Below are 17322 nucleotides of genomic sequence, written 5' to 3' on the forward strand. Positions count from 1 at the left end.
GGAGTCAGGTGCGCTACTGGATAAAGGCTGGCGTCCTCACGCCCGAGCGCGACCTGCCCAGGGGCTTTCTCTGCTTCCGGCTGACACGCGCAGTCGAGCAGCGCATCCAGGCCGCTCTCGCCCGAGGGCGGAAACGACGCAGCCCTCAGCAACCTCACCGCAGTCACACCCATTTCCACTGATACAGGTGTCCTGATGCAGGCTCCGGAAGCAACCACAGCGCCAGGTACACGGTACTCGTCGCGACGATGGTGGTGAGCACCGCGCGCTGATCCGTCATCCCCACCAGCGCGTCCGCCGTCTCCTCCCACACCGAGCCCAGCGCGATGGCGAACGCCAGTGACCGCCGTCCGTCCTCATCCAGCACAGGCCCGCCATCCAGCAATTGGAGGCAGTCACCAGGGGTTTGCTTGCGCTGGCACCACCGCCCGTACGCGCTCGCCAGCTCCCGGTCGCCATCGTCCACCAGCAGCCGGGCACGCGAAGGCTCCGCCACGGAGACCAGTCCCAAGCGCCCGCGAACATGGGCATACGCCCCCTCACGATGACGCGGGGACACCGGCGCATCCTCCGCCAGCGTCCGCACGGCCTCCGTGAACGCGTCCTCCTCCAGCTCCACGGGCTCGATCTCCGCCCGAGGCACATGGACGACTGGCGCCCCACGCCCCGTCTTCAGCCGGATGCTCCGCGCCGCCGAACACCCCGTGCCCAGCAGCAACAACAGCACCACAAGTGCCCAGCTCCGGCATGAGGACATGGACGCCTCCAGGGCCTCCATCCTCGACCGCGCGGACTCACCTCAACCAGGACCTCCCGCGAACAGCGCGGGAGCCAACCGTCACGGGGCGGGCGACGACGGACCCACGACCCCGGCGTCCTCGCTCACGGGCCCCGCGTCCGGCGCCTCCACGGGAACACCGGCGTCCTCCACCGTGCCCGCATCCGGAGCCGCCACGGTCGCGGCCTTCCCCGACGGCACCACCGCGCTCCACGCGGGCTTCGTGGCCCCCAGCACCTCTTCCTGAGTCGTGCCCGGCCCCACCAGCAGGTCCACCACCGGCGACTGCGACGGGTCTCCCTTCCGCCCGCCACCGAAGCGGTCATTCACCGGCTCTCCCGGAGCGATGCCCATGGCCATCAGCCGCTGGTTCGCGGTCGTGTCCCCGCCGAACATCCCGCCCAGCGACACGCGCCGCTCGATGGTCGCGCCCGTCACCGCCACGCCGTAGCCCCAGTCCGCGCTCGCGTGCGCGCCCAGGAAGCGGTCCGGCACCGTGAACATCACCGTGCGCCCGCTCACCTGGATGATGGTGGGGAAGAACACCCGCGCCTCCAGCTCCCGCTCCGTGGCCGCGTTCAGCTCCGCCTCCACCTTGCCGCCAATCCCTCCCGACTTCTTCTCGTACGCATCCAGCGCCACCTGCCGCCAGTGCTTGCGCAGCGTCTCGCGAGCCTCATAGGGGCGCGGCGTCAGCACCACCACCTTCTCCCAGCCCGAATCCGCCGCCAGCGTGAGTCCGCGCCCCGGCAGCGTGTCCGTGCCTCCGGAGCCAGGCACCCGGTCCTGGTCGACGTACAGGTCCACGTTGAACGTGTAGAAGCCGTGCCGCGCGCGCTCCGCGACCGTCGCTCCCTCCAGGTCCACCGACTGCGCGCGCGAGGGCCTCGCGATGGGGTGCGCGAACGTCACCTCGAACCGCGTCGCCTCTCCGTCCGCGAACGCCGCCACCGACACCACGTCCAGGTCCCCGCGCCCCAGGTCCGTCCGGCGCGGATACACCAGCTCGCCGTCGCCGTGGTCATCCCCCACCGGATCCGTCAGCCGGAACAGCAGCGCGTCCTCGCGCGTCTTGCCGCCGGAACACGCGGCCAGGGTGGAGGCGAGCAGGAGCGCGGACACGCGGGAGCGCACGAACATGGAAGGGCACCTCATGCACGAAGGGACGGCCCGTCAGGTGTACCGCGCGGTGCCCCAAACGCAAGGAGCCCGGAGTGCCTTCACAGGCGCCCCGGGCTCCTCCTGCATCAACCCCGTGCCCCGCCGGAAGCGGAGCGCGCGGTGACTAGAACTGCGCCTTCATGAACGCCTTGACGCGCATCTGCTCGAAGCTGCGCTCTTCCAGGCTGTTCCAACCGCCGTTGCGGTTGGTGAAGCCGCGCGAACCCACCGCCACGTTGTGGTCGGCCGCGATGGTGTCGTCCGCGTACTGCACCACGTAGCCGTCGCCGAAGTCCGGACGGAACGTGCCGAACGCGTACTGGCCCTCCAGGCCGAACTCCACGCCGGACAGGATGTAGCGCGCCTTCACCAGCACCTGGTTCTTGTTGTGCTTGCCGGACGCCATCTCGTGGTTGTTGTACGCCTGGAACGCCGTGTTGCCGTCCAGCAGGTCCGCGAAGAACTTGGAGTAGCTGGCGGACACGTACAGGTCGTCCGTGAACTGGTAGCCCGCGCCCGCCGTGAACGTCGTGTAGTCCAGCTGGCGGTCGTCGTCCCCGATGTTGTCGAACGGCTTGAACTGGTAGCCCGTGTCACCCTGGCTGTTGGTGATGACGTTCGGGTTGCCGTAGAGGCCGGAGGTGCTGTTGCCGGGGCTGTACTCGTTGACGAGCGAGTTGTCGCACGCCACCGCGCCGCCCGGGCACGCGCCCGCCGCGAACGGCAGGAAGCGCGGGTCGTTCAGGCGCTTGTCCGTCTCGTGGATGTACTTGAACTTGCCGAACACATCGATGCCCTTCAGCACGTCCACCACGTACTTGGCGCGCAGCGCGACCAGGTGCGTCTTCTTGTCCTGGAAGGGCTGGTAGGCCGTGCGGAAGTTGTGGCCCACGCCGGAGTCCAGCTCCGTGCCGGGGTACTGGCTGTCACCCAGCGCCTTGTCCGCGCTGCCGTACGCCTGCCAGTTGGTGTTGTAGGTGATGAAGGAATACTCACCGCCCAGCTCCAGCGCGCCGTTGGTGTAGACCGGGTTCGCCGTCGCGCCCTTCCAGCCGATGGCCGTCTCCGCCATGGGCTCGTCGAAGTCCGTGAAGTCGTTGTCCACGTTGATGGTCGCGACCTGCTGGGCCTCGCTCGTCCAGCCGCCGTAGCCGATGCGGGTGGGGTTGCCCTTGTAGATGCCGTAGGCCGCGTTGGACGGACCGGGGAACGCGAAGCTGCCGTCGTGACCCTCCGTGAGGAGCACGTCCGCCTCGCGGCGGCTGGCCATCACCGCCACGTAGTCCGCGCCGATGCTGAAGAGCTGGAAGTTCAGCGAGATGCCCACGTCCAGCGGGTCGTTGAGGGACGCGTTCAGCATGTACGTCTGGTCCGTGTGGTGGCCGGCCAGCACCGCGCTGTAGCCGCCCACGCCGAAGCTCTTCGGCGACAGCACGGGGTCCGCGTTGGAGTACGACGAGTACACCGCGCCGCGCACGTCCAGCCACGAGCCCATGTGCAGGCCCGCCTTGAGGCCGCCCACGCCGTTGCGGTAGCGCGGCGTCAGGTCACGGCCGTCGTCGACGTTCGTGTCCTCCGGGTTCACTTCCTGGTCGTTCGCGTACTGGAAGATGCCACCCACGTCGAACAGCTCGGAGGCGGTGTACTTCGCCTGGAAGCCGTACGCCGCGTCACGCGCGTGGAAGGCGCCCGTGCTGAAGTTCGGGCCGGCCCACAAGCGGGGCAGCGAGATGCGCGCCGCGTCCCACGTGAGCTTCCGGTTGAAGTTGGAGCCCTGCAGCATGATGGCCGCCGCGTTGTCGCGGTCGATGTAACGGACGCGGCCGATGACGAACGGGTCGAACTGGCCCAGGTCCGTCGCGCCGATGAGCGCCGAGTCGATGAGGTAGCCCGGACGCAGCGTCACGGACATGCCGCGCAGCTTGATGTACTGGTTGGAGCGCGGGTCGAACTCGCCGCAGTCGCCCGCGGTGCAGTTGGTGGCCGTGTTGCTGCCGCCGAAGCCGCCGAAGTTCGTCCAGAAGTTCTGGTTGAAGCGGCTGTGGATGCGGCCGTTGACCTCCACCTGCGGGGAGATCTTCGCGTTCAGCAACAGCTCCAGCTCCGTGCCGATGCCGTTGTCGCCGTAGCCCTCACCGGGCACGGTGGTGAAGTTGTACATCGCGCCCTGGTCGCGCTGCGTGCCCCAGAGGTACTTCGTATAGGTCGTGCCACCAATGGTGAGCTTGGGGCCGCTGTCCTGCGCCATGGCCGCCCCGGGAATGAGGCCGACCGCCACGGTGAGCGCGCACGCTCCCCGCACCACGTTCTTGCGATTCTTCATGATGTTCTGGAAAACCCTTCTCGAAAGCTTTGAACCAGAGGGGGGTCATCCCCTCTCCCGGGCCGCCGCGGGTCCTCCACGGCAGCCCTCCCCGTGTTGCATCAAACCTTGAAACGGACTGTTTTGAACAGTCCGCCACCGACTACTTCGTCGGCGTAGCGGTCGTCGGCGCCGGAGCGACCGTCGTTCCAGCCGGAGCGGCCGGCGTGGGCGCCGGAGCCGGGGCCGGAGCCGCCGCCGGAGCGGGCGCCGGGGCAGGAGCCGCCGCCGCGCCACCCTGGGCCGCCGGGCGCTTCTCGCCGGAGACCATCTTCAGCGTGGCCTTCTTCGTGGCGGAACCGTCACCCGCGCACTCGTACGCGAGCATGTCGTACTGAGCCTTGATTTCAGAGCTGTCGCCCTTGCCCTGACCCGCGAGCACGTCGATCACGTGCGGATCGCAGTTGAAGTCGGAGCCGCCGCCGAAGCGGTGCTGGCCCTCGTACTCGTTGACGCGGCGGGTGAGCAGGTCGTTTTCCGCGGGGAAGCCCTCGTTGGACTGCATGACGACCTGGTAGCCCCACGTGGAGGGGTCACCGGCGCCCAGGTCGGAGTTCATGACCGTGGCGGTGATCTTGTTGCCGGAGGCGCGCACCTTGGTGGGCACCACGATGGCGCCCTTCATCGCGCCGGCCTTGTTGTTGGCCTCCGCGCGCACGCGCGACGAGCCCTGCGGCGAGATGACGATGACCTTGTCCCACGCGTCTTCCGGCGCGAAGGAGACGTTCAGGCCCGGGGGGCTGTCGGTGAAGCCGCTGCCGGCCTTGTGGTCCGTGTCGATGAAGATGAAGACCTCCTGCACGGAGAAGCCGTCCGCCATCTTCCAGGGGTTCTCCAGCGACGCCTTCAGCTGGATTTCCACGTCCGTCTTGTTGCCGCCCTGGTCCAGCTTGAAGCCGGTCAGGTCGAACGAGCCGGCCTTGTACACGGGGTCCGTCGGGTAGGTGTACTTGCCCGGGCCCTTGTCGTCGCCGGTGGGGTCCTTGAACGACACCTTCCCGGCCAGGGCCGGCGCCGCGGACAGGGAAGCGGCCAGGGTGAGGACTGCGATGCGGGGGTTGATCATGGGGGTGTTTGCTCCTTGCAACGACAGACGAAAAAGAACCGCGAAGAACGACCGGGGACTAACCCTTCACGCCACCGGCGGTGAGCCCGGAGACGAGGTACTTCTGCAGGAAGAGGAAGAGGAACACGACGGGCACGGACACGATGATGGAGCCGGCCGCGAAGTAGCCCCACTGCTGGCTGAAGCCGCCCACGAAGAAGCGCAGGCCCACCGGCGCCGTGTACATGGCTTCCTGGTCCATGAACGTCGCCGCGAGGATGAACTCGTTCCACGCCGTCATGAAGCTGAACAGCGCCGTCACAGCCACCGCGGGCTTGGCCAGCGGCAGGATGATGCTCCAGAAGATGCGCCCCGGGGACGCGCCGTCCATCAGCGCCGCCTCCTCCAGGTCCTTGGGGATGGTGTCGAAGTAGCCCTTGAGCATCCACACGCTGAACGGGATGGACGTGGTGGCGTACACGATGATGAGCCCCAGCCGGCTGCTGCCCAGGCCCAGCCACTGCACCAGGATGATGTAGAGGGGAATCAGCATCAGCGTGCCCGGGAACATCTGGGACACGAGGAACGCCATCATGCCCGCGCGCTGCCCAGGGAACTTGAAGCGGCTGAAGGCATACGCCGCCGTGCACGCCATGAAGACGCCCAGCACCGTGGTGCCAATGGCCACGATGGCGCTGTTGAGCATCCACTTCGCGAACGGCTGATCCGCCATCACCGACGTGAAGTTGGAGAAGGAGAAGCTCTCCGGCCACGGCGTCACCGCGCGCAGCCGGTCCCAGAAGGTGGGGTTCTCCGGCAGCGTGGCGATGGCCAGGCTCTGCTTGCCGGAGAAGGCCAGGCTCACCACCCAGAGGATGGGGTAGATGGTGAAGAGGGTGAAGGCGATGAGCACCGCGTGCAGCGGCAGGTGGGGGATGCCTTCGCGACGTTCAGAGAAGAGCGCCATGGGGTTTACGCGGCCTCCGTGGCGCGGCTCATGCGGTTCTGCACCATGCTGTAGATGAGCAGGATGCCGAAGATGACGGTGGAGTACGCCGCCGCGTAGCCGTGGCGGTAGCGCTCGAAGGCGAACTTGTACGCCTGCGTGACAAGGATCTCCGTGGAGCCGCCCGGGTCTCCGCCCGTCACCAGGAAGATGATGTTGAACATGTTGAAGGTCCACACCACCGACAGGATGACCGCGGGCACCAGCGCGGGCTTCAGCGCGGGCAGCGTGATGGCGGTGAACTGCTGCCACCGGTTGGCGCCGTCCACGCGCGCCGCTTCATACAACTCGCCGGGGATGGACTGGAGCGCGCCCAGCGACACCACCATCATGAACGGGAAGGACAGCCAGCCGTTGGTGGCCAGCGCGGTGAAGAACGACGTGAAGGGCGAATCGAACCACGCCAGGCCGTCCCCGCCGAACATCCGGATGACGTGGTTCACCACGCCGAACTGCTGGTGGAACATGCCCTTCCAGATGAGCGCGGTGATGTAGTTGGGCATGGCCCACGGCAGGATGAGCAGCACGCGGTACACCGGCCGCATCTTCAGATTGGGCACGTTGAGCGCCAGCGCGAGCAGCAGGCCCACCGTCACGCCGATGGTCACGTTCGTCACCGTCCACACGATGGTGAACAGGAGCGTGTAATAGAAGTTCAGGTAGTTGAAGACCAGCGAGCCGTCCGCCGCCGTCTTCGCGAAGCTGAAGTCGCCCAGGATGTCCACGTAGTTGCGGAAGCCCACCCACAGCTCCGACAGGGGCTGGCTGCTGTTGTAGAGGTTGGCGTCCGTGAACGACAGCGTGATGCCGTAGGCGAAGGGGAAGAACACCAGCACCACCATGCCCACCATGGCCGGCGCGATGTACGCGTACGCCTGCCGGTACTCCACCGTCGTCCGCACCGCCCGGTGCAGCGCACCCAGGCCGATGAAGAGCAGCACCGCCAGCCCCAGCACGCCCAGCGCGCCCAGCGCCTTGCCCGCGTTGCCGCGCACCCGCGCGCCTTCGGCCGCGAGCTTGTCCGCGTCCGGCGCGCCGGAGTCCGTCAGCTTGCCCAGCGGGCGGCGCATCGCGTCCGCGTCCCACGCGCCGGGCTTCAGCGCGGGCTCCGCCTTCAGGTTGTTGGAGGCGATGAGCGCCTGGGCCTTCTCGCCGCGCGTGCGCAGCTCCGCGCTGACGGCGTTCTCCGTCTCGCGCAGCTCCGCGTCCAGCGCGCGCAGCGAATAGACGGTGTAGCCACCCAGGCCCGCCAGGAACAGCGCCGCCGCCACCGCCACGCGCACGCCCTGGCGCGACAGCGCGAACACCGCCGCCGCGCACGCCGCCAGCGGCAGCAGGAACGCCAGCAGCACCGGCGTCCACGAGGGCGGGTTCGCGTTCACCACCGCCGGGGTGAGCGTCTCCACGGAGCCCACCACCTGCCCGTCCACCTCCACGGGCGCGGACAAGAGGCGGCTCTTGCCCCCGTCGAGCAGCTCGGACTCCACCTCCGCCTTGCGCGCCCCGCCCTCCTCGCGGTTCGTCTCCACCGCGGCGCGCAGGCGCTGGCCGCGGTCGTACAGCGGCTTCTCCTCGCGAGACAGCCGGCGCGGCGCCGCCTTGTCCCCGGTGTCATCCGGGAAGGTGGACGCTTCCAACTTGATGCCGCTGAAGGCGATGACGCGCACGGAGCTGCCCGGCACCCCGGGCCAGCCCGCCACCACGGCGCGCACGCTGTCGCCCGTGCCGCCCGCGCGCTGCACCAGGTCCACCAGCCCCAGCAGGGACACGGCGGCCGTGCGCTGCTCGCGCTCCGCCGCGCGCTCCTGGTTGGCGTTGCGCAGCAGCCCGTGCGCCAGGAACAGGGACACGCCCAGCGCCAGGGCGAGCCCCACCAGCACGCGTCCCCAGTGGCCCCCCGCACGGCCCACGGGCCCCGGAGTCGAGGGGTCCGTCACGGCGTCGTGCTGGGAGGTGCGGACCGGCGTGGAGCTGCCGGCCGCGGAAGAGGGCTGCTGGGGGGCGTTCTGGCTCACTTCAGGTCCTCACTTACTTCTTGCGCAGGCCGGCGACGTCCTTCGCCACGCTCTTCTGGGCCGCGTCCAACGCCGCCTTGGGGGTGGCGGTGTTCTTGAACACGGTGTTCATCGCGCTGGTGGCGGGGGTCCAGACCATGGACATCTCCGGCAGGTTGGGCATGGGCACCGCCACGTCCACCTGGTCCTTCATGGCCTTGAGCAGCGGATCCGCGGACACCTTCGCGTCCTGGTACACGGACTGGTTCGCGGGGCTCTGGCGGCCCTCCAGGGCCAGCGTCTTCGCGGGGCCCGCGTCCGTGAGGAACTTCGCGAAGTCGTACGCTGCTTCCTTGTTCTTCGACGGGGCGGCCACGTACACGCCCTCCACCGTCATCCAGGGCTTCATCGGCGTGCCCTTGTTCTCATCCAGCGTGGGCAGCCGCGCCAGGCCGTAGTCCACGCTCTTGGCCACCTCGCCCAGGAACCACGGGCCGGAGAACACCATCGCGGCCTTGCCCTCGTTGAAGAGCGAGGTGATGAGCGCGCTGGAGGGCTCCGCGGGGAGGATGGCGTCCTTGTTCTTCCACTTGAGGACCTGCTCCACCGACTTCACGTTGGCGGGCGAGTTCATCGTGGGGGCGTTCTTCGCGTCGAACACGCCGCCGCCGAAGCCGTTCATCACCGCCGCGTGGTAGTAGAAGTCGTTGTACGCGTACGCCAGACCGAAGCGGCCCGCCTTCGCGTCGGTGAGCTTCTTGGCCATCGTCACCAGCTCGCCGGACGTCTTGGGCGGCGTGGGGACCAGCTTCTTGTTGTAGATGAGCGTGATGACCTTGTAGTTCAGCGGCAGGCCGTACGCCGTCCCGCGGTAGGTCATCGCCTCCATCGTCGTGGGGATGAAGCGCTTCTTCGTCGCGTCATCCAGGAAGAAGTCGATGGGCTCCACCGTGTTGCCCGCTTCAATCCAGCCGCCCAGGCGGTCCTGCGCGAAGATGAAGAGGTCCGGGCCCTTGCCGCGCGGCACGGTGGCGCTGATCTTGTCCGCGTAGGCGTCGTAGGGCACCGCCAGCGTGGTGACCTTGACCTTGCCTTCGTTCGCCTTGTTGTACTCGGCGACCACCTTCTCCAGCGCGGCCTTCTCCTCCGCGCGGTAGGCGTGCCAGAGCACCAGCTCCGTGGCGGCGAAGGACGGGACGGGCAACAGGCCGACTGCGCACAGACAGAGGGCCGCGAGCAACGTTCGCAGGTGCGTCATTGGGAAAATCCTCCGGATATTCAAACGGAAAGCCGCAGCTCGGATTCAGCGTCGAAGAGATGCAGGAACTCCAGCTCCACCGTCACGGGCACGGTGACACCGGGCTCCGGGGTGGCCTGGGGCGGCAGGCGGAAGACCAGCGGGTTGTCTCCCAGGCGGGCGTGCACGATGAGCTCGTTGCCCAGGGGCTCCACCAGCTCCACGCGCGCTTCCACGGGCGAGGACTCGCCGCGCGCGGTGGCGCCCGCGGGCAGGATGTTGTCCGGACGCAGGCCCACCTTCACCTTGCGTCCGCCCTTCCCCGCCGTCGCCGCGCGCAGCTTCTGGGGTACGGGCAGCCGGAAGCCGTCACCGGTGAGCGACGCGCCGTCCGCGTCCAGCGTGGCGGAGAGCATGTTGATGGGCGGCATGCCGATGAACTGCGCCACGAACACGTTGACCGGCTTCTCGTAGACCTCCAGCGGCGTGCCCAGCTGCTGGAGCTTGCCGTCCTTCATCACCGCGATGCGGTGGCCCATCGTCATCGCCTCGACCTGGTCGTGCGTGACGTAGACGGACGTGACCTGGAGCCGGTGCTGCAGCTTCTTGATCTCCGAGCGCATCTGCACGCGCAGCTTCGCGTCCAGGTTGGAGAGCGGCTCGTCGAAGAGGAACACCGCCGGCTTGCGCACGATGGCGCGGCCCAGGGCCACGCGCTGGCGCTGACCGCCGGACAGCGCCTTGGGCTTGCGGTCCAGGAGGTGCGTGATGCCGAGGATTTCCGCCGCCTCGTCCACCAGCTTGTCCATCTCCGGCTTGGGCGTCTTGCGGATCTTGAGGCCGAACTCCAGGTTCTGCCGCACGGTCATGTGCGGATAGAGCGCGTAGTTCTGGAACACCATGGAGACGTCCCGGTCCTTCGGCGGCAGCGCGTTCACCGCGCGCGGGCCAATGGAGATGGTGCCCCCGGAGATCTCCTCCAGGCCGGCGATCATCCGGAGCGCCGTGGACTTGCCGCAACCGGACGGCCCCACGAGGACCATGAACTCATGGTCGCGGATATCGAGGTTGAGCCCCTCGATGACCGACACGTCTCCGTACCGCTTCGCCACGTCCTTGAACGACACGCCGGCCATCTAGGTTCTCCAGCAAGAGCCCCGCTCGCGCTGGTGACAACAGCACGTCCGGGTCAGGTTCTGCGCATGCACCGCCGGGTGCCTCACGGCACGCGTCCGAGGATGCGCGCGGACAGCGGCGGCAGCGCCAGGTCCAGCGTGGCGCCCGCCTTCGTCCGCCCTCCGTTCAGCAGGTCCTCCACCTCGCCGACGCCCGCCCACGCTTCCGGCCACGGCACCGACGCCGTGCCCTTCGTCTTGCCGCGGTTCACCGCCACCACCACCGTGTCGCCCGACGCCTCGTCCCGCCGCTGGAAGACATACACATCGCCCTCCGTGGCGAGCGGCGCGTGCGCGCCCCGCGACAGGGCCGGGTGCGCGCGGCGGATGGCGATGAGGCGCTTGTAATACTCGCGCAGGGACTCGTCGCGTTTCTGGCCCGCGCCGGGCTTCACCGCCTGCTTGCCCCACGGCATGTCGCTGCGGTTCCGCGGCCAGTCTCCGCCCGCGCGGCCCACTTCCTCGCCGTAGTAGATGACGGGGATGCCGGCGGCGGTGAGCTGCAGCGCGGCGGCAAGCCGGAAGAGGGGCACGTTGCCCTGCAGCTGGTGCAGCGCTCCGTCCACGTCGTGCGACGACAGGAAGTGCGCCAGGTGGTGCCCCGGCGTCACCTTCGCGCGCGACTGGAGGTAGCGGTCGAACGCCACCGCGCGGCCACGGCCCTGGATGAAGGCCAGCGCGTTGCCCACGAAGGCGAAGTCAAACCCTGCGTCCATCTCATCCGGGGTGAAGTACGGCTCCAGCACCTGCACGTCGCCGCCCCACACCTCGCCCAGGAGGAAGAAGTCCGGGGAGATTTCCGCGCGCGTGCGGCGGCGGTGTTCCTTCCAGAAGTCGTGCGCCACGTGCTTCACGGTGTCCAGCCGGAAGCCGTCCACGCCGGAGCGCTTCGCCCAGTCGATCTGCGCGTCCAGGAGGTACTTCGCCACCTCTGGCCGCTCCGTCTTGAAGTCCGGCAGGCCCGCCACGCACGTCGTGAGGTCATCCGAACCGCAGGTGCCCTTCTCCTCCGAGCGCAGCCAGTCCGGGTGGTCCTTCAGGTAGCGCGAGTTGTAGCCCGGGTGGTTGTAGACGACGTCCAGCAGCACGCGGATGCCGCGCGCGTGCGCCGCGTCCACCAGCGCCTTGAAGTCCGCCTCCGTGCCGAAGCGCGGATCCAACGCCTGGAAGTCGTCCGCCCAGTAGCCGTGGTAGCCCCAGTCCGGGAAGCCGGAGCCGGTGACGAAGCCGGGGATCTGCTTGAGCAGCGGCGTCACCCACAGCGCCGTCACGCCCAGCGACGACAGCTCGTCCAGCTTCGCGGTGAGCCCCTTCAGGTCACCGCCGTGGAAGGTGCCCGCCGCCTTCACGTCGCCCTTCTCATTGTTGGAAGGGTCGCCGTCCGCGAAGCGGTCCACCACCACGAAGTACAGGACCTCATCCGCCCAGGGCCGCGCGGGTTCCTGCTTCGCCGGAGCCGGAGCGGGCTGCGCGGGCGCGGCCTCCTTCACGGGTTCGGGGGCGGGGGTGGCCGGAGCCTCCGTCGCGGGCGCGGCGGGCTGCGTCGCGGCGGCCTCCGGTGCGGGTTGCGTCGGAGTGGGGGCCGTGGCGCACCCCGCCAGACACAGGGCGACAAGTCCCTGGAGCATCGGGCGCCACCAACCACGGTGGGAGACAGCGTTCGGTTGTGGGCAGGGAAGACGTGGGGACATCTGGGCGCGGCACTGTATCCAACAGTCTGGAAATGCGTGAAGGGGCGTCGGAACAATCGGCTGATGGCGCAACGCGCCATGTCCCGGATGTCTTCCTCTGCACATCCGTGTGACGCATGGCGCGAGCGGACTCAACGGAGCGCGCGGTTCCTGCCGCACTGCGTCTCGTTTTGGGGGCCTTTCGCATCCGACGTCACGGGGTGGATCCGCCGGTCCCAACTCGGATCATCCAGAGGGTCACGCAAACCGTGAAAGCGACCCTGGATCACCCGTGACAGGAGTGGCTGCTACGGTGCCCGGGATTTCCACCCCCCTGGAGGTTTCCCCTGAGAGCATCCTTCGCAACTCCCCGCATGACGCGAGCGCTCGCGTTTGGCGGGCTGCTGGCGGCGCTGTTTCCGCTGGCGTCACTGGCGGCGCCCACGTCCGTGACTGTCATTGGCGACCTGCAGACGGGCGCTGGCTGTGCCGCCAACAACGACCCCACCTGCGCGCAGACGGCGCTGACGTACGACACGGACGACGACAAGTGGCAGGGCTCGTTCAACGTGAAGGCGGGCACCTGGCACTTCAAGGTCGCGCTGGACGGTTCGCTCGCGCAGACGCACGGCGGGCCTGGCGGCGCGGACGTGGTGCTGACGCAGGCCACGGAAGGCGCGGTGAAGTTCTACTTCGACGCGAACACCCTGTACGTGACGAGCAGCCGCTCGGGCACCATCGCCACGGTGGCGGGCTCGTTCCAGAGCGAGCTGAGCTGTCCGGGTGACTGGCAGCCGGACTGCCTGCGCTCGATGATGCAGGACCCGGACGGCGACGGCATCTACACCTTCACCACGAAGGCGCTGCCCGCGGGCAACTACGCGTGCAAGGTCGCGCTCGACGAGAACTGGGGCACTGCCTATCCGGGCTCCGACGCGTCGTTCGCGGTGGAGAGGGACGGCCAGGAGATGATCTTCACCTTTGACTCCGGTGCGACCAAGAAGGTGACCATCCGCGCCGCGGACGCTCCGGCGGGGAACCTGCTGCTGGCGCGGGCGCACTGGATTGCGCGCGACACCCTGGTGTGGAGCCCGGAGGTCGCGGCCCCCGAGGGCACGGTGTTCAAGCTGCACACGGCGCCCACGGGCGGCATGACGCTGAACAGCGCCGGCGTGCAGGGCGGCACGACGGTGGCGCTGACGGAGTCACCCGCCGGGCTCACCGCCGCGCAGGCGCTGCGCTTCCCGAACCTGATGGGCCGCAAGGTGTTCAAGCTCGCGGAGGCGGACGTGGCCAACGCGGCGACGTGGCTCAAGGGCCAGGTGGCCGTGTCCGCGACGAACGCGGCGGGCGTGACGCTGGACGCCACCAGCGTGCAGTTCGCGGGAGTGCTGGACGACCTGGACGCGTATGACGGGCCGCTGGGCGCCACGTTCGAGAACGGCATCCCCACGCTGCGCCTGTGGGCCCCCACGGCCAAGGGCGTGAACCTGCTCCTGTTCGCGGACGGCAGCCCGTCATCCGCCACCACCCGCGTGCCCATGACGGCCGGCGCCCAGGGCGTCTGGAGCGTGACGGGCGACGCGTCGTGGAAGAACCGCTTCTTCCTCTACGAGGTGGAGGTCTACGCCCGCAAGGAAGGCAAGGTCGTCACCAACCGCGTCACGGACCCCTACTCCGTGGCCCTCTCCATCAACAGCGAGCTGAGCCAGATCGTGGACCTTTCGGACCCCACGCTCGCGCCGCAGGGCTGGAGCACGCTGGCGAAGCCCGCGCTGGAGGCCCCCGAGGACATCGTCCTCTACGAGCTGCACGCGCGCGACTTCAGCATCAACGACCCCACGGTGCCGGAGAACGAGCGCGGCACGTTCAAGGCGTTCACGCGGGACTCGGACGGCATGAAGCACCTGACCCGGCTGGCGAAGGCGGGCCTCACGCACGTGCACCTGTTGCCGGTGTTCGACATCGCGACCATCAACGAGGACCGCGCGCAGCAGCAGCACCCGCAGGGCGACCTGGTGTCGCTGCCGGCGGACTCCGACCAGCAGCAGGCGGCGGTGAAGGCCGTGGCGGACCTGGACGGCTTCAACTGGGGCTATGACCCGTTCCACTACACGGTGCCGGAGGGCAGCTACTCCACCAACGCGCAGGGCACGACGCGCACGGTGGAGTTCCGGGAGATGGTGCAGTCGCTCAACCAGCACGGCCTGCGCGTGGTGATGGACGTGGTCTACAACCACACCAACTCCTCCGGGCAGGACGCCAAGAGCGTGCTGGACCGCATCGTCCCCGGCTACTACCACCGCCTCAGCGACGACGGCGACGTGATGACGAGCACCTGCTGCCAGAACACCGCGTCCGAGAACGCGATGATGGAGAAGCTGCTCATCGACTCCGTGGTGACGTGGGCCACGGCGTACAAGGTGGACGGCTTCCGCTTCGACCTGATGGGCCACCACATGAAGTCCAACATGGTGAAGCTGCGCGCCACGCTGGACGCGCTCACCGTGGAGAAGGACGGCGTGGACGGCAAGGCCATCTATGTCTACGGCGAGGGCTGGGACTTCGAAGAGGTGGCCAACAACGGGCGCGGCACCAACGCCGCGCAGCTCAACATGGCGGGCACGGGCATTGGCACGTTCAACGACCGCCTGCGCGACGCGGCCCGCGGCGGTGGCCCCTTCAGCGGCCTGCAGGACCAGGGCTTCATCAGCGGCCTGCTGTCCGACCCCAACAGCACCAACCAGGGCACGGAGGCGGAGCAGAAGACCCGGCTGCTGCTCTACGGTGATTGGATCCGCGTGGGCCTGACGGGCAACCTGAAGGACTACTCGCTGGTGGACGCCACCGGCAAGTCCGTGACTGGCGCGGAGGTGAAGTACAACGGTGGAGCCCCGGTCGGCTACACGCTGGACCCGCAGGAGGTCATCACCTACGTCTCCGCGCACGACAACGAGACGCTGTTCGACGCGGTCCAGCTGAAGGCGCGCCGCGACCTGCCCATGGCGGAGCGCGTGCGCATGCACAACCTGGGCATGTCGCTGGTGGCGCTGGGCCAGGGCATCCCGTTCTTCCACGCGGGTGATGAACTGCTGCGCTCCAAGTCGCTGGACCGCAACAGCTACAACTCCGGTGACTGGTTCAACAAGGTGGACTGGACCTACCAGTCCAACAACTGGGGCGTGGGCCTGCCTCCGGCCCCGGAGAACACGGGCAACTGGCCGCTCTTCGGGCCGATGTTGGCGGACCCGGCGCTCAAGCCGGCGAGCGCGGACATCCTCCGGGCGCGCGACCACTTCGAGGAGATGCTGACCATCCGCAAGAGCTCGCGGCTGTTCCGCCTGCGCACCGGTGACGAGGTGAAGCAGCTGGTGCACTTCGAGAACACCGGCCCGGACCAGATTCCGGGCCTCATCGTGATGGCCATGCAGGACCACGGCACGAACGCCGAGGGCAAGCGCGCCATCGTGCTGTTCAACGGCACGGACGACGCCCAGACGTTCAAGGCGGACGGGTACAAGTCCCTGAAGCTCAAGCTGCACCCCGCGCAGCAGGCGTCCACGGACCCGGTGGTGCGCACGTCCGCGTACGACGCGGCCACGGGCGGCTTCACGGTGCCGGCGCGCAGCACCGCGGTGTTCGTCACCGACGACGCGGTGGTGGACCCGGATCCGGATCCGCAGGACCCGGAAGACCCCCAGGACCCCCAGGACCCGGACGAGTCCGACGGCTGCAACTGCCAGAGCACGGTGCCCGGCCCGCTGGGCGCCACCAGCCTGCTGATGCTGTGCGGCCTGGCGCTGAAGCTGCGCCGCCGCCGCGCGTAGGCTGAAGGTCAGCGACTGGAAATGAAGCGGGCCCCGGATGCGAAGCGCGTCCGGGGCCCGTGGTGTTTCAGGAGCAGGAAAGGCTCAGGGGACGGTGAGGATCTCCGCGCCCGTGTCGGTGACGAGCAGGGTGTGCTCGAACTGGGCGCTGCGCAGCCCGTCCGCGGTGACGACGGTCCAGTCGTCGTTCCACGTGCGGTGGTCCCAGTGGCCCTGGTTGATCATCGGCTCCACGGTGAAGATCATCCCGGGCTGCATGACCGTGTCGGCCTCCGGCTCGTAGTAGTGGGGAACCTGGAGGGCCGTGTGGAACGTCTCCCCGATGCCGTGGCCGCAGTAGGCGCGCACCACGCTGGTGCCGTTCTTCACGGCGTGGGCCTCCACCGCGCGGCCAATGTCGCTGATGGGCCGGCCCGGCTTCACCGCGGCGATGCCGATGTCCAGGCACTCCCTGGCAATCTGGACGAGGCGCTGGTGCTGCGGCTCCACGTTGCCCACCAGGTACGTGGCCGAGCAGTCGCCGTGGACGCCATCCAGGTAGATGGTGATGTCCAGGTTGACGATGTCGCCGTCCTCCAGCGCGCGGCTGTCGGGGATGCCGTGGCAGATGACCTCGTTGACCGAGGTGCAGAGCGACTTGGGGAACTTGTGGTAGTTGAGCGTGCTGGGGTAGCCGCCGCGCTTGAGGTAGGCCTCGTGCGCGATGGCGTCCAGTTCGTCCGTGGTGATGCCCACGCGCACGTGCTGGGCGGTCTCCACCAGCACCTGGGCCGCGGCCTGACAGGCGCGGCGCATGCGGGCGATGACGTCCGGCGACTTCACGTCCGGCTCGTTGCGCGAGCGCGAGGGACGGCCGCCCACGGCGTCCGCGTAGTCCGGCCGGGCAATGGTGATGGGCACCACGCGGCGGGGGCTGACGAGGCCGGGGCGGACGCCCTTGCGGCCGGTGTCGGGGCCCTTCTTGCGGGCCTCCACGGTGTCCGCGCCGCGGTGGCACTTCTTGTACTTGGAGCCACTGCCGCACCAGCAGGCGTCATTGGGCCCGGGGAGGACGGCGGGGGCGGTTC

The 17322-nt window shown here is 68.7% G+C and carries 10 protein-coding genes and 1 pseudogene; 1 reads left to right on the top strand and 10 read right to left on the bottom strand.

Annotated elements, in window-relative coordinates; genetic code table 11:
* Positions 1–193: 193 nt before the first annotated feature.
* The 9 genes and pseudogenes from sitA5 to D7W81_RS30060 form a co-directional block, all read right to left on the bottom strand.
* Positions 194–757: pseudogene (gene sitA5, locus D7W81_RS30020) on the bottom strand (SitA5 family polymorphic toxin); the annotation flags it as partial.
* Positions 758–838: 81 nt separating this feature from the next.
* The gene (locus tag D7W81_RS30025; protein WP_158621723.1) at positions 839–1918 is read right to left on the bottom strand and encodes a glucodextranase DOMON-like domain-containing protein; all 1080 of its coding nucleotides are present in this window, start codon (positions 1916–1918) and stop codon (positions 839–841) included.
* A 145-nt stretch (positions 1919–2063) separates the two neighbouring features.
* Positions 2064–4262, bottom strand: a complete 2199-nt coding sequence (locus D7W81_RS30030; protein ID WP_120558830.1) for a hypothetical protein — start codon at positions 4260–4262, stop codon at positions 2064–2066.
* A gap of 142 nt (positions 4263–4404) precedes the next feature.
* A complete protein-coding gene (locus D7W81_RS30035) occupies positions 4405–5367 on the bottom strand; it encodes a glucodextranase DOMON-like domain-containing protein (RefSeq protein ID WP_120558831.1) in 963 nt (320 codons plus the stop codon).
* A gap of 58 nt (positions 5368–5425) precedes the next feature.
* Positions 5426–6313 (bottom strand): sugar ABC transporter permease, encoded by an 888-nt coding sequence (locus D7W81_RS30040; RefSeq protein ID WP_120558832.1) that lies wholly within the window; start codon positions 6311–6313, stop codon positions 5426–5428.
* A gap of 5 nt (positions 6314–6318) precedes the next feature.
* On the bottom strand, positions 6319–8367 hold the full coding sequence (locus D7W81_RS30045; protein ID WP_120558833.1) for a carbohydrate ABC transporter permease: 2049 nt from the start codon (positions 8365–8367) through the stop codon (positions 6319–6321).
* A gap of 13 nt (positions 8368–8380) precedes the next feature.
* Positions 8381–9604 (bottom strand): extracellular solute-binding protein, encoded by a 1224-nt coding sequence (locus D7W81_RS30050; RefSeq protein WP_120558834.1) that lies wholly within the window; start codon positions 9602–9604, stop codon positions 8381–8383.
* A gap of 20 nt (positions 9605–9624) precedes the next feature.
* Positions 9625–10719, bottom strand: a complete 1095-nt coding sequence (locus D7W81_RS30055; protein ID WP_120558835.1) for an ABC transporter ATP-binding protein — start codon at positions 10717–10719, stop codon at positions 9625–9627.
* 83 nt (positions 10720–10802) lie between these two features.
* Entirely contained in the window at positions 10803–12386 is a 1584-nt protein-coding gene (locus tag D7W81_RS30060; RefSeq protein ID WP_120558836.1) for an alpha-amylase family glycosyl hydrolase, read from the bottom strand.
* Positions 12387–12802: 416 nt separating this feature from the next.
* Here D7W81_RS30060 and pulA point away from each other — a divergent pair, with 416 nt between their 5' ends.
* Positions 12803–16255, top strand: a complete 3453-nt coding sequence (pulA, locus tag D7W81_RS30065; RefSeq protein ID WP_120558837.1) for a pullulanase-type alpha-1,6-glucosidase — start codon at positions 12803–12805, stop codon at positions 16253–16255.
* Between the two features lie 84 nt (positions 16256–16339).
* Here pulA and map read toward each other — a convergent pair.
* Positions 16340–17322, bottom strand: a 983-nt coding sequence (gene map, locus D7W81_RS30070) for a type I methionyl aminopeptidase (RefSeq protein WP_120558838.1), incomplete at its 5' end; no start/stop codon positions are given.

The sequence above is a fragment of the Corallococcus aberystwythensis genome (genome assembly GCF_003612165.1).
In the GTDB taxonomy this organism is placed as follows: domain Bacteria; phylum Myxococcota; class Myxococcia; order Myxococcales; family Myxococcaceae; genus Corallococcus; species Corallococcus aberystwythensis.